Source organism: Muricoccus radiodurans (assembly GCF_050154705.1).
Taxonomy (GTDB): domain Bacteria; phylum Pseudomonadota; class Alphaproteobacteria; order Acetobacterales; family Acetobacteraceae; genus Roseomonas; species Roseomonas radiodurans.
The window spans coordinates 99,546-113,140 of record NZ_CP189562.1 but is presented as its reverse complement, the minus strand read 5'-3'; the positions used below and the strand labels follow the sequence as shown (position 1 = coordinate 113,140).

The window sequence follows — 13,595 nt, the reverse complement described above, 5'->3', positions numbered from 1 at the left end:
GCCGGCGCAGGCGCGGTGGCCTTATCTTACTCTCACACGTCCAGCTTCTCTTTGCCGCACCACTGGGCCAGGACCGAATGTCCGCAACATCTCCGCCGCGCCCTGCCGCCAGACCGGTCGAACATCGCCGACCGGCCGCCGTGACCGGGGAGGCTAGCAGGGACGACCGGCTGTCTGCCCTTGACGGGACGTTGCTCACGGGGATCTGCGCATTCGCCGCGATTGTTCGATTTGCTGACCTGACCGGCACGTCCCTTTGGATGGACGACGGTTACACGATCCGCATAGTCGTTACTGAGCGTGACAATTTTCTCCGTCCCATCCTCGCGGACGTCCACCCCCCGCTTTACTTCTTGTTCCTGCTTGGATGGACAGAAGTGTTCGGCACGGGTGAGTGGGCCCTGCGTTCTTTCGGTGCGTTTCTAGGCCTGCTCACGGTACCAGTCATGTTTGCTATCGGGCGGTTGCTCGGCGGCGCGAACGTGGGGCTGACGGCCGCGCTGCTCCTTGCCGCCTCGCCGCTGCACGTTCAGTACGGGGCCGAGGTGCGCATGTATGGCCTCCTTGTGCTCGGGGCGGCGGTCGCGATCTGGGGGGCGCTGCGCTTCGCTCAAGAGCCGGGCAACGCGCGGGCGGCATGCTGGGGAGCCGTCGCTTATGCCTTCGGAGCGATTGTTTGTGCCGCGACGCAAGTGACGGGGCTACTCGCCCTTCCGGGCTTAAGCCTACTGATGATCCTCGGCTGGTGGCGCGCGGGGCGGCCCGCCGCCGGGTTCCGCGCGGCCTTCTGGGCGCACCTAATCATTGGCGCCTTCCTCCTCGCCTACACGCCACTGCTCCGCCTCTTTATGGAGAACATGAACAACCTGTTCCTGCCTTGGATTCCACCGCCCTCGCCCCGAGTTGTCGCAGAGGTGGCGGGCGCGTTGCTTGCACAGAAGTTAGCAGGCGCCGTGTCACTGCCTGTGGCGGCGATGGCAGCGGCTGTCCTCGGCAGCATCGCGCTGTGGGGGGCGTGGGGGCTGCGGCGAGACGCTCTAGGCCTCGGCTTTGCGTTGCTTGTGGGCGCACTTCCGTTCGCCCTCAGCATTGGCCTCAGCCTCGCGGTGCAGCCCATCTTTCTTCTGCGGGTCCACATCTGGGCGATGCTGCCGCTTTATGCCCTGGCGGCCCACGCTATCGCCAAGCGGTGGAGCAGCGGGGCGGGCGCAAAGGAGGCAGCACCCATCGCGCTGCGCGCGGGCTTCGCTGCTGCCTTTGCGGTTGCTTCGGCTGTGGGCTTGCACGATTACTACACGGAGCCCTCGCGGCCCGACTGGCGCGGCCTCGCCGCCGCGCTCCGCGAGGGCCTGCAGCCGGGTGACGCGGTGGTCGCACCACCACTGACTGGCTCCGAGCCGCTGCTTGCCTACTATGCGCCGAACGTCACCGGGACGGTGCGGATGGCTCCCGCCTCGACGGATGACCTGACGCGGCTCGCCGAGGAAGCGAGCTTGGCGCCGCGGGTCTGGTTCGTCTCGGCGCGTTGGCACGACCGCGTGCCACCTGCAGCCGTGGGCGATGCCCTCGGCCAGGCCGGGCTGCGCCCCGCCGGTCCGCCGCGTGAGTTCAGACTCCTCGCGCTGCAGCTCTGGGACCGCCCGGAAAGCGGCGGCTAAACCGATGCGTACCACACCAACCTCGGGAAGCGCGGCCCAGCCCCCTGGGACTCTAGTAGAGCGTGTGTTTGCTTGGGGCCGCATCGCTCCAGCCGCCGGCCCCGTGGCACGCCCCTTCTTCGTCGACGAGGTCGCGCCCGCCCTCGCTAGACCGTCTCTCCCCGGGGCCTCGCGCCTCTGCCACGGCCTTGGTCGGTCTTATGGCGACGTGGCGCTCAACTCCGGCGGGCTTACGGTGTATACCACTTGCCTCGACCGCCTAATCGCCGCGAATTGGGAGGCGGGGGTCGTGCGCGCGGAGGCTGGTACTAGCCTCGACGCCCTGCTCCGCGTCGTTCTCCCGCGTGGCTGGTCCGTGCCCGTGCTGCCCGGCAGCCGCTTTGTCACGCTGGGTGGCGCGGTAGCGAACGACGTCCACGGAAAGAATCATCTCACTGCTGGGAGTTTTGGTGCGCACGTCACGCGGATCGGTCTCCTTCGAGGCGATCGCGCGATTGAGGTCACGCCCGGCGGGCCGCTCTTCGCCGCAACGTTGGGCGGTCTCGGCCTTACCGGCGCGATCCTGTGGGTAGAGTTGCGCCTCGCCCGTGTCGCCTCCTCGTTGCTGGAGACGGAGACGCGGCCAATTGCCTGCCTCGCCGAGTACTTTGCAGCGATGGAAGATAGCGCGGCGCGATGGGAGCACCGAGTGGCTTGGATTGACTGCCTCTCCTCCACCGAAGGACGCGGTCTCTTCACTCGCGCACGCCACGCCCCCTCGGGCGTGCTAGAGCCACCTCGGCGGCCGCACCTCTCCCTGCCGATGGACGCGCCAAGTTTCGCGCTCAACGGCCTAACGGTGCGTGCCTTTAATTGGGTGTACCGAAGGTTCGGCGCGATAGGTGCGCGGCCACAGCGCCTCGAGGATTTCTTCTTTCCGCTCGACGGGATCGCAAACTGGAATCGCATGTATGGCAAGCGCGGCTTCTTCCAGCACCAATCCGTCGTGCCGCGGGCGAACGCGCGGGAAGCGGTGCGCGCCCTGCTTGCCGAGACGGCGCGAGCGGGCGAGGGCTCCTTCCTCGTGGTACTGAAGGAATTCGGCCCGCGGCGCTCCGAAGGAGTGCTCTCTTTTCCGATGGAAGGCACGACGCTCGCTGTAGACCTGCCGAACCGAGGCGACAGCACGCGCCGGCTGCTCGGGCGCATGGCGGACATCGCGCTGGAGGCGGGCGGCCGGATTTACCCCGCCAAGGACGCGGCAATGACTCCCGATCAGTTCCGGCGCTCCTTTCCCGAGTGGGAGCACGTTGAGGAGCAACGCGAGCCCGGCTTCGACTCTGATTTTTGGCGACGCGTGACGGGGAGGCGTGGGTGCGCGGAGTGAGGACCCTCCTCGTCCTTGGTGCGACGAGCGCCATCGCCCAGGCCCTCGCGCGCCGTTACTCGGAGGCGGGTGGGCGCTGTGTGCTGGCCGCGCGAAACGTCGGGCGCTTAGCCGACATCGCGGCAGACCTTCGGGCGCGCGGCGCGCCTGAGGTCGTGATCGAGATTTGCGACTTTCAGCGCGACGACCCGGACGAGGGCACGGCGCGACTCCTGGCGCATAGCCCCGCGCCTGACCTCGTCCTGCTCGCCTGGGGCGCGCTCGGCGACCAATGCGAGGCTGAGATGAAGGTTGGAGTGGCGCGGGAGACATTGGAGAGCAATTTCGTCTCCCCCGCCCTATGGCTGCTTGCGCTCACCCGCGCCCTTCCACGTGAGCACGCCTCCACACTGGTGGTGCTCGGCTCTGTCGCGGGTGACCGAGGGCGGCAGAGCAACTTCGTGTACGGCGCAGCGAAGGCCGGGCTCGCGGCCTTGTGCGAGGGCCTACAGCACCGGCTCCATGGCACGTCGCTCCGCGTGCTGCTCGTGAAGCCGGGCCCCGTGGACACGCCAATGACAGCGCACATGCCTCGCGGCGGCATGCCCTTCGCGAGCCCTGACGCGGTCGCGGCCCACATAGTGCGCGCGGCGACGAAGGGCCGCTCCGAACTCTACACCCCCTGGTTCTGGCGCTGGATCATGCTCCTGATCCGCTTCACGCCTCGCGCCATTTTACACCGAACTAAGCTGTGACCTTATCCACCGCCGAAACCGTCCTGATCACCGGCGCGGCCGGGCTCGTCGGGCAGAACCTCATCCCCCGCATTAAGTCGCCTGGTCGGCGGCTAATCGCAGTGGACAAGCATGGCGCTAACGCCGCGATCCTCCGCCGCCTCCACCCTGACGTGGAGGTGCTAGAGGCTGACCTGTCGAGAGACGGTCCCTGGTGCGAGGCAGCGCGGAGGGCGGATTCGCTCATCATTGCACATGCGCAGATCGGCGGTCTCGATCGTTCCGCCTTCGTCGCGAATAATCAGGAAGCGACGGCGCGGCTACTGAAGGCAGCGACTTCAGGCGGGCGGGCACCTTACGCCCTGCACATCTCCTCGTCTGTCGTGAACTCGGTCGTCCAGGATTGGTATGTGGAGAGCAAGCGCGCGCAGGAAGCGATGGTGAAAGCGTCTGGCTTGCCCCATGTCGTATTGCGGCCGACTCTCATGTTTGGCTGGTTTGACCGCAAGCACTTGGGCTGGCTCAAGCGGTTCATGGAGCGAACTCCAGTATTCCCCGTGCCGGGGGATGGGCGCTTCCGCCGCCAGCCTCTCTATGCTGGTGACTTCTGTGCCGTCGTTGCGGCCTGCTTAGAGGAACGGCGGTCGGGGACGCATGATGTCAGCGGCCTCGAGACGGTCGACTATATCGAGCTCATCCGTGCCGTACGCGAGGCGGCCGGGCTGCGCACCCCAATCGTCAAGATCCCTTACCATCTTTTCTGGCTGATGCTTTGGTCTCACGGCCTGGTCAGCCGTAATCCACCCTTCACGACGAAACAGCTGGAGGCGCTCGTAACGCCCGAACTGTTTCCCATCACCAACTGGCCCAATGAGTTTCGCGTCCGCGCGACCCCTCTGCGCACGGCGTTGCACGAAACCTTTGCGCACCCCGAATACAGCAAGATTGTCCTGGAGTTCTGACAGTGAGGCACGTTGTTGTCCTCGGCGCCGGGGCGATGGGTCTCGCCGCCGCCCATCACGCCCTTAAGCGCGGCTGGCGCGTCACCGTCCTAGAGGCCGGGCCGAAGCCCGGCGGCATGGCAGCGCATTTCGACCTCGGCGGTTTCTCGGTCGAGCGCTACTACCACTTTGTCTGTCGGTCCGACGCCGCCACGTTTGCGCTGATGGAGGAGCTCGACATCGGCAACCGGATGCGTTGGGTACCGACCTCTATGGGTAACTTCGTAAGCGGTGCGCTGCACCGCTGGGGCGATCCCGTCGCGCTACTCCGCGCGCCATTCCTCACCCCCGTTGAGAAGCTGCGCTACGGACTTTTTGCCTTTGCGGCCACCAAACGCCGTGTACCGGGCAAGCTCGAACACCTCAATGCGCGCGACTGGATCACCGGGTGGTGCGGCCGGGGCGTGTGGGACAAGCTCTGGGCCCCTCTCTTCGATCTCAAGTTTCACGAGCTGTCCGACAACATTTCGGCGTCCTGGATCTGGACGCGGCTCAAGCGTGTCGGCACCTCCCGACGATCGCTGATGCAGGAGGAGCTTGGATACATCGACGGCGGAAGCGAAACGCTAGTAACGGCACTGGTCAGCTCCATTGAGCGCCAGGGGGGCGAGGTTCGGCTTTCCTGCCCGGCCGGGCGGGTGCTGGTAGAGGGAGGACGCGCCGCCGGTGTCTTGACGACGGACGGCGAACTTGTCCCGGCAGACGCGGTGATCTCGACCGTGCCTACCCCACTCATCCCGCGCCTCGTGCCCGAACTTCCCAACCTCGCCGAATATGAAGGTATTCAGAACATCGGGGTGATCTGCGTCGCGCTTCGCCTGTCCCACCCCGTCTCGCCGTACTTCTGGGTGAACATTAGCGACCCGCGCATCGGCTATCCAGGCTTCGTCGAGTACTCCAACCTCCGCCCTGCGCCCGATGGCGACGCGGTGGTGTACGTGCCCTTCTACATGCCGCACACACACCCGCGCTGGGGCATGAGCGACGAGGTGGTTCGCGACGAAGCGATGGCTGGGCTAGCGCTGGTGAACCCGGCGGTGACCGCGGCGACGCTCAGGGCGTGGCACGTGGGTCGACTTCGCCACGCACAGCCTGTCTGTCCGCCGGGCTTTGCCCGCGCAATCCCTCGGGTGCAGACGGCGATTGCCGGTCTACAGATCGCCGACACCTGCTTCTACTACCCTGAGGATCGAGGCATCTCGGAAAGCGTGCGCCTCGGCCGCGAGATGGCCGAGGTGCTTCCCGCCGTCGCCAGCCGCGAGGACAACGCCGCATGAAGCTCGACACCATCTACCGGGAGAGGTTTGTCGCCTCGGGCCTCGAGCGCCGCAACCAAGTATGGCGCACGCTGTGCCGTTTTTTCTTTTCGCGCCACATCGCGCCAACGGATCGTGTGCTGGAACTCGCATGTGGGTACGGCGAGTTCATCAACAATATTGCAGCCAGCGCGAAGTTCGCAGTCGATCTCAACCCGGACAGCCGGCACCACGTCGCCTCGGACGTCACTTACCACCACGGGCCGGCGACCGACCTCAGCTTCGTGCCGGACGAGTCTGTGGACGTGGTGTTTACCTCGAATTTCCTGGAGCATCTGCCCTCCAAGCAGGCCTGCGACGAGGTCTTTGCGGCCGTGCGGCGCAAGCTGCGCCCCGGGGGACTGTTCCTGATCCTTGGGCCGAACATCCGCTACGCACACCGAGAGTATTGGGACTTCTATGATCACTTCTTGCCCTTATCGCACCTGTCTCTAGCCGAGGGGTTGACGTTGGCGGGCTTCACGCCGCGCCTCGTCGTGCCGCGCTTCCTCCCCTACACGATGACCGGGCGGCTGCCAGTTCACGAGACCCTCATCCGCGCTTACCTTGCGATGCCTCTCGCGTGGCGCGTGCTAGGCAAGCAGTTCTTCGTGGTGGCCGAGCGCCCGTCTGCTGATGGCGGTACCCCGGCTAGGTCAACCCCTGCCCCGGCTGCCTCCGTCGCATGACGCGCGACTTCCTCGCCTTTGCGATGGTAGGCGGCGCGGCGGCATTCATTAACGTGCTGGCCGGACGCGCCCTCTCTCTCTTCGTACCGCTGGAGGCCGCGGTCATCCTTGCCTTTCCCCTTGCCCTGACCTTCGCCTATTCGATGAACCGGCGCTTCGTTTTCCGATCGCGCTCCGGCTTGGTGCGGGCAGAGTACGCGCGCTTCGTCTATGTCAATTTGCTAGCTCTTGCGGTGGTTTGGCTGGTGACCGTGGCCGCTGCACATCTGGCGCTACCCGCCGTCGGTTGGACATGGCACCCGGAGACAGTCGCACACACCGCGGGAGTCGCGAGTCCAATCCTTCTCAGCTTTTGGCTCCACAAGGCCTTTACTTTTCAATCGTCGGCGGAAGCGAAGGAAACACCTTTGCCGCCCGCTACAGGGCAATGAGGAAGCACAAGCACGCGGCCGCCCCGAAAAGCAGGCTCCGGCGGTCCCGTACCGCAAAGGCCACCGGATCGTCGTGCATCTCGCCGCGATTTGCAAGCAGCCACACCCGCCCGCACCAGAGAGATATCAGGGCGGGGATCCCCCAAAGAGCAGCCGGGTCGCGGTAGGAGCCTGCGGGCATAGCATCGAGCGTTAAGTAAACCAGGAAGATCAGCACCGCTCCAACCGTTGAGGCCACGCCGAGGGCGAGCGTTAATGGGGCGTCGCCTGCATGCCAGCCTCGTCCCACAGCTACCTTGTCACCTCGCGCCGCAAGGCCGACGCACTCCGTATGGCGCTTCGCAAGCGCTAGCGAGAAAAACAGGAAGCCTGCGAAGGACAAAAGCCAAGGCGAGAACGCGCTTCCCACTAAGATGAGTCCGTAGGCTAGCCGGAGTGTGAACAGCGCCGCGATTGCAGCCACATCAAGGATCGGTTCGCCCTTCAGCCGAAGCGAGTAGAGCAACGTTAGCGAGAGGTAGGCCAGAATATAGATCAGCGAGAGCGGCCCGAGCAGTGCTGCCAATAGCAGCCCCCCGCCGATCAGCACCGGCGCAACGGCGAGGCCCCGCGTCACCGGAATTCGCCCAGAGGCAAGCGGACGGTTCCGTTTAGTCCAATGCGCGCGGTCGGAGGACAGATCGAGTAGATCGTTCAGCAAGTAGGTGCCCGAGGCGACGAAGCCGAGCGCGACGATCCCCAGCAGCGCCGCGGTCCAGGCGGCCGGATCTCCATAGCGATGGGTGAGGAACAGCGGCGCGAGGACGAGGAAGTTCTTACTCCACTGATGAACACGCAGCGCCCGAAGCCACAACGATACCGTGACGGGCTCCGGCGGGAACTCGGCTAGTACGGGCGCGGTGACGCGCGCACGAACGCTGGGGCGCGCGTTCACAGGCACAGCGCCAGCGGAGGCGCGCCATACCTCCAAGTCAGGCACGGCGTCACCGCAATAAACGAACCCATCAGGGAAGCGTGCACGGAGTGCCTTAACCTTCGCAGCCCCTTTAAGGTTGGTGCACCCGTCGCTCGCCAGGACCTCGTCAAACAGGCCTAGGTGGTCGGCGACCATTTGGGCGAAGTAGTGGTCGGAGGCAGTGGCGAGCACAATCCGCCGGCCCTTTACCCGCTGGTCGTTCAGCCACGCGAGTAATCGATTATCGTAGGGTAGCGCGGCTGGGTCGGGCAGCGGGGCGCGCCGTGCAATCTCGGCCTTCAGCCCGGCCCGGCCACCCCGCGCGAGCCAGCCAAGCGTACGCAGGGCGGCTGTGGCGGGGTCGGCACGCAGCAGGGCGAGCGCTGATTCGACTAGCAGGTCGGAGCGTATCAGCGTACCGTCGAGGTCTACGACGATGGGGAGCAGCGCGCCCGCGCCTTCAACGGCCGGTGCGAAAGGGATCCCCTCTCGCGTGGTTGCAGTGGCCGCCGCAGCATCGGTCAGGCGGTGATTGCCGGGCGCGCCGGCGACGACCCCGCGGCCCAGCAGACGTGCGTCAGCACGAGGCCGCTCAGCACCATAGCTAGGTTCATGCCGAGGTAGCCGATCCTCAAGTTCCGTACGCTGGTCTCCTGAAACAAGGACCCCGGGCAAGAGCTGGCTGGCTGCGCTCATGCGAGATGTTCCCCCACCGTTATGGCGGTGGGGAGCGAATCTTGTGCCACATGTGCAACGTGATAATATACAACGGCTTTGCCTCGGACCGGCTCCGTCCGGGGCTGCAACTGTAAGGAATATTGACAGTGATCGCCCGCACGGCCCCCGGACCGCGCCGTCAGCTCCAGAGAAAGTCGGTCGCCGACAGCATCGAGAGGGAGACGCCGGTCAGCGTCACCACCACCTCCGCCGTCCCGTCCCCGTTCGTGTCCACCTGGAGCTGGTCCGTCGAGTCCACGAAGCGCGCTTCCGAGCGGCCCGCACCCGTGAACGCGCTGTCGCCGCGAAAGACGAAGCTGCCCCTCAGTTGACCCTGGAAGACCAGGAGGTCGCTCACCCCGTCGAAGTCGGCGATCCGGTCGGGAGTGGCCGCGGGCGAGGCACCGGCGGGGAAGAGGAATCGGTCCGCCCCGCTGCCACCGATCAGCACATCGGAACCCTCTCCGCCGATCAGCGTGTCGGCGCCGGCACCGCCCTCCACGCGCGACCCGACCGCGCCGGTGATGGCAATGCGGTCGTTGCCGTCTCCGCCGACAACTTCCTCCACGTTGGTGGCCGTCACGCTACTCGCGCCATTGCTGAGGACGAGCTTGTCCCAACTGCCGCCGAGATCGACCACGCCGTTCGCCACCGCCGTGGAGAGCGTCACCACGTCGGAGGCGCTGCCGCCGATCACCGTCTCGGTGTTCGCCACGGTCAGCAGGTTCGGGCCGGCGGAGGACAGCATGAGGCGGTCGGCGCTGGTGCTGAGGTCCACGAGGATGCCGGAGGCGGCGCTCCCGAGAGTCACCTCGTCCACGGCGTTGCCGCCGATGATCGTCTCGGTGTTGGAGACCGTCACCTGGTTGGGCGCGGTGGCGTAGAGAACGAGGCGGTCCGCTCCGCCTCCGAGATCCACGCTCGTCCCCACGGCAGCGGTCCCGAGCCGGACCTCGTCCGCCGCCGCGCCGCCGATCACCGTTTCCGTGTTCAGGACCGTCATGCGGTTCGGGCCGTAGGCGGAGAGGGCGAGCCGGTCCGCGCCGCCGCCAAGATCGACCTGGATGTCCAGCGCGGCACGGCCGAGCGTGACGTTGTCGCCCGCCGAGCCACCGAGGATCGTCTCGACGCCGGAGACGGTCAGGCGGTTCGCGCCGCTGGAGGAGAGCATCAGCTGGTCCATGCCGCCCGCCAGATCCACCCGGATGCCCGTGACGGCGCGGCCGAGGGTGACCATGTCGCCCATGGCGCCACCGGTCAGCGTCTCGACGTAGGAGACCAGGAGCCGGTTCGGTCCGGCTGAGGACAGGGTGAGCCGATCGGAGCCGCCGCCGAGGTTCACGACGGCATAGGATGTGGGAAGGCCGAAGATCACCTCGTCCGCCGCGGCGCCGCCCAGGATCGTCTCGACGTTGGAGACCGTGACCCGGTTGGGGCCGGCCGACGAGAGGGTCAGGCAATCCGCCCCAGCTCCGAGATTCACCGACATGTCGAGCGCGGGGGCGCCGAGCGTCACCTGATCGGCGGATGTTCCACCGACGAGCGTCTCGACGTTAAGGACCGTGGCGATGCTCCCCGCGTTGGAGAGGACGAGGCGATCCAGCCCATCGCCCAGATCCACGCGCAGCCCTGCGCCGCCGGTCATGAGCGTGACGTCATCCGCGGCAGCGGCGCCCTGCATTGTCTCGACGCCGATGGCGGTCAGGCGGTTCGGCCCTTCCGAGGAGAGCACGAGGCTGTCCACTCCATCGCCCAGGTTGGCGACGAGGCCCGAGACGGCGCTGGTCAACACCAACTCGTCGTCCCCCGCGCCAAGCGTCACCATGCCGCCGCTCGCCACGCCGTCGAAGGTGACGCTGTCCGCCCCATTCGCCCCGAAGACCGTCTCGACCCCGGTCGCCCGCAGGACGTTGTGGCCGGAAGCCAGGATGATCCGGTCGAGGCCCGCGCCAAGATTGAAGGACGCGCCGGTGATCGCGGAGAGAAGCGTCAGGTCATCGCCCCCGTTGCCGCCGATCACCGTCTCCACATTCGCGACCGTCAGCCGGTTCGTGCTCGTAGGCGAGAGGGCCAGCCGGTCGAGGCCGCCGCCGAGGTCCACGAGCGTGCCGGAGGCATAGGTCGCCAGCGTCACGTCGTCCGCGGCGGCCCCACCGAGGATCGTCTCCGTGTTGAGGACCGTCAGCACGTTCGGCGCGGCATCGGACAGGACGATCCGGTCGCCTCCACCGCCCAGATCCACGCGCGCGCCCGAAGGCATCCGGCCGAGCGTCAGTTCGTGGTTCCCGTAGCTTCCCGCGATCACCACCTCCACATTGGAGGCAGTTACCCGATTCGTACTTTCGGAAAGGGTTAGTTGGTCCGTGCCATCCCCAAGGTCCACGAAAATCACATCGGCACTCGCACCTAGCATAACGTCGTCCGCTGCCGTGCCGCCCAGGATGGTCTCCGTGTTCGATACGGCGATCTTGTTCGCTCCGGCGGAGGACAGGGCCAGCCGGTCCTCGCCGACGCCGAGATCAATGGTGACCCCCGTAGAGGCCACCTTCAGGGTGACGTCGTCCGCCGCCTCGCCGCCCCGGATGGTTTCCACGTTGGACACCGTCACGCGGTTCGGGCCGGCCGAGGACAGGATGAGCTGGTCGGCGCCGCCGCGCAGGTTCACGGTCACGCCGCCCCCGGCGTCCAGCGTGATCACATCCGCCCCGGAGCCACCGGTCAGCGACTCGGTTCGGGTGACCGTGCCCCTGTTGCCGCCATCGGCCAGGATCAGGCTGTCGCGGCCCGCCCCGAGATCCGCGACAAGGGTCTGGGTCGCGCTGACGAGCACCTTCGATTCGCTGAGATCCGTGCCCAGGACGGTGCCGCCATAGATGCCGGGCAGGGTCACCGCGTACTGGGGCGCGCGGGCGTACACGTCGGGCGTCGTTCCCGGCGGGCTCTCCTCGGCCAGCGCCCGGTAGGCCTCAGCGGCGGCCAGCGAGCCGGTCAGGTGGTAGATCCCCGCGAGCGTGGCCATCGCGAGCCGCGGATACTCGCCCGAACTGTGGTCCCAGGTGGTATCGCCGTTGGACCAGCCGCGCGCGACCGTCTCGGCCCCGATCTTCGCCCAGGTCGTGTAGGGGGCGCTCGTCACGTCGTCGCGGATGGCGATGATGTAGGCCGCGCCGTCCCGCATCTCGAAGCCGCGATCCTCGGCGAAGAAGCGGCCGACGAGGAAGTTGGACTGCCAGGCGAGGAAGGTCAGCGCATCCGCGTTCCCGCGGCTGGCGGCCGCGATCGTGGTGGAGGCGAAGTAGTCCTGCTGCCAGGGCGAAAGCGACCCGAGTGCGCCGACGACGCCTGGGACCCAGCCATAGGCCTCCCCCTGCATCGCGGTCCAGGCCGGAATCTGGGAGACCAGCCACTTCCAGTTCGCGTCCGCCACGGACGTGAAATACGCTTTCTCGGCACTGCCGTCAGATGCGGCGAAGGCCGCGTTCTCGATCGTGCGGAGCGCCCACGCGAAGCTGCGGACCTGGCCGTTCATGATGTCGTCGCCGTTCCCACGCACGGCAGGCCAGGTGGTCATGACGTTGAAGGCGGCCTGGGCGCTCAGGTTGTCGAGGATCCAGCGCTCCCCCGTCAGGATGTACGGGACGAAGGAGAGCTCGGGCTGGTGCGCCCGATCCGGACCCCAGCCGGTGTCCGTGGGCACCTGCTGCGTCAGGCCGGTCGAGTCGCTGCTGCCCGGCGATCCGGTGCCGCCGCGGGAGTCGGTCCAGAGGTCGGGATAGTTGTCGGTGTTGAGCCAGGTCCCGTTCGCAGCGTCCCAGAAGTTCCAGGGCACCGCGCCCGCCGCTTCCGCCTGCCCGAGCGCGTAGCTGGCGGCGCGCGGGTCCCCGCTCATCAGCCAGGCGGTGTTGGCGGCGGTCGTCATGCCGAGGTCCTCGCGCCCCCCGGTCCGCCCCATGTCCTGCGTGACGCCGTTCGCCGCGAGCGGGTCACCCCAGCCCGCCGCCGTCTGCGCCGCGGCCCAGGACTCCAGCAGCGTCTCGCTCACGCCGACCGTCAGATCGTACTTCGCGACGGCGCCGGTGCTCTCGAGATACGCCACGTCGTGGCGGATGTTCAGCCAGCCCGCATCGGGGCTTCCGAGGCCCTGGCCGCCGTCATGGTCGTTCGAGGAGAAGCCGCGATGCCAGTTCTGGTACTGGCCTTGGCTCACCGTCTCGCGCGCGACCTCGGCGCCGTCCAGGTGGGCGACCATGCTGTAGGAGACCTGCCCGCCGGTGGCCGCCATCGCGCCATCGTTGTTGAAGCTCGCCTCCACGGCGAAGCCGCCGCCCTTGTAGGCCGTCACGTCGAAGACGAGGCGCTGCGATCCTTCGAGCGTCACCTCCACCCGCGCCTGCGCCGCGAGAGGACCGGACTGCCACACGGATGCCTCTCCGTGGGCCAGCGCGTTCCGCAGGGCGTCCAGCACGTCCACATGCCGCACCACGCCGCTGTCATTCGTCAGGTCCACGGTGAAGCGATGCCCGCCCAGGGCCGTCGCGAGGTCGAGCGCGGGGGCGGCCGGAGGGGCGGCCGCCTGCAGCAGCGTGACGTCGAGCGTCGCACCGGCCGCAATCTCCGGCCGCTCCAGCGTGAGGACGACCATCTTCGCGGAGCCATCGGGATAGGTCGTCTTCACGTCCACCTGCACGGGGACCGTGACGCCGCCGATCTGCGCGACCAGGGCGGCTCCGGCCGGCAAATCGCCCGCGGCGAAGACTTGCCCAAAGGTGG

The 13,595-nt window shown here is 67.2% G+C and carries 9 protein-coding genes; 7 read left to right on the top strand and 2 right to left on the bottom strand.

Annotation, left to right across the window (positions count from 1 at the left end; genetic code table 11):
- Window positions 1–191: 191 nt before the first annotated feature.
- The 7 genes from ACP6CK_RS29020 to ACP6CK_RS28990 are packed head-to-tail and all read left to right on the top strand — an operon-like array spanning window position 192 to window position 7,153.
- Complete coding sequence (locus ACP6CK_RS29020) at window positions 192–1,658, top strand: glycosyltransferase family 39 protein (protein ID WP_426960007.1); 1,467 nt, start codon at window positions 192–194, stop codon at window positions 1,656–1,658.
- Window positions 1,561–3,024: an FAD-binding protein gene (locus ACP6CK_RS29015; protein ID WP_426960006.1), complete on the top strand. Its 1,464-nt coding sequence runs from the start codon at window positions 1,561–1,563 to the stop codon at window positions 3,022–3,024. Before ACP6CK_RS29020 ends, ACP6CK_RS29015 begins: the two co-directional genes overlap by 98 nt.
- Window positions 3,012–3,758, top strand: a complete 747-nt coding sequence (locus ACP6CK_RS29010; RefSeq protein WP_426960005.1) for an SDR family NAD(P)-dependent oxidoreductase — start codon at window positions 3,012–3,014, stop codon at window positions 3,756–3,758. Before ACP6CK_RS29015 ends, ACP6CK_RS29010 begins: the two co-directional genes overlap by 13 nt.
- Window positions 3,755–4,699, top strand: coding sequence for an NAD-dependent epimerase/dehydratase family protein (locus ACP6CK_RS29005; RefSeq protein ID WP_426960004.1), 945 nt, complete (start codon window positions 3,755–3,757; stop codon window positions 4,697–4,699). Before ACP6CK_RS29010 ends, ACP6CK_RS29005 begins: the two co-directional genes overlap by 4 nt.
- Window positions 4,700–4,734: 35 nt before the next feature.
- The gene (locus ACP6CK_RS29000; RefSeq protein WP_426960003.1) at window positions 4,735–6,015 is read left to right on the top strand and encodes an NAD(P)/FAD-dependent oxidoreductase; all 1,281 of its coding nucleotides are present in this window, start codon (window positions 4,735–4,737) and stop codon (window positions 6,013–6,015) included.
- Window positions 6,012–6,722, top strand: coding sequence for a class I SAM-dependent methyltransferase (locus ACP6CK_RS28995; RefSeq protein ID WP_426960002.1), 711 nt, complete (start codon window positions 6,012–6,014; stop codon window positions 6,720–6,722). The genes ACP6CK_RS29000 and ACP6CK_RS28995 overlap by 4 nt, the downstream gene beginning before the upstream one ends.
- On the top strand, window positions 6,719–7,153 hold the full coding sequence (locus tag ACP6CK_RS28990) for a GtrA family protein (protein ID WP_426960001.1): 435 nt from the start codon (window positions 6,719–6,721) through the stop codon (window positions 7,151–7,153). Before ACP6CK_RS28995 ends, ACP6CK_RS28990 begins: the two co-directional genes overlap by 4 nt.
- On the opposite strand, the gene ACP6CK_RS28985 is transcribed toward ACP6CK_RS28990, so the two are convergent.
- Window positions 7,140–8,804, bottom strand: a complete 1,665-nt coding sequence (locus ACP6CK_RS28985) for a UbiA family prenyltransferase (RefSeq protein WP_426960183.1) — start codon at window positions 8,802–8,804, stop codon at window positions 7,140–7,142. The genes ACP6CK_RS28990 and ACP6CK_RS28985 overlap by 14 nt on opposite strands.
- 160 nt (window positions 8,805–8,964) lie before the next feature.
- A complete protein-coding gene (locus ACP6CK_RS28980; RefSeq protein ID WP_426960182.1) occupies window positions 8,965–13,563 on the bottom strand; it encodes a beta strand repeat-containing protein in 4,599 nt (1,532 codons plus the stop codon).
- Window positions 13,564–13,595: the final 32 nt, after the last annotated feature.

Coding starts and splice junctions, on each gene's coding strand:
- ACP6CK_RS29015 (WP_426960006.1), top strand. CDS start 1,561: ATGCCCTCGGCCAGGCCGGGCTGCGCCCCGCCGGTCCGCCGCGTGAGT.
- ACP6CK_RS29000 (WP_426960003.1), top strand. CDS start 4,735: ATGGGTCTCGCCGCCGCCCATCACGCCCTTAAGCGCGGCTGGCGCGTC.
- ACP6CK_RS28995 (WP_426960002.1), top strand. CDS start 6,012: ATGAAGCTCGACACCATCTACCGGGAGAGGTTTGTCGCCTCGGGCCTC.
- ACP6CK_RS28990 (WP_426960001.1), top strand. CDS start 6,719: ATGACGCGCGACTTCCTCGCCTTTGCGATGGTAGGCGGCGCGGCGGCA.
- ACP6CK_RS28985 (WP_426960183.1), bottom strand. CDS start 8,804: ATGAGCGCAGCCAGCCAGCTCTTGCCCGGGGTCCTTGTTTCAGGAGAC.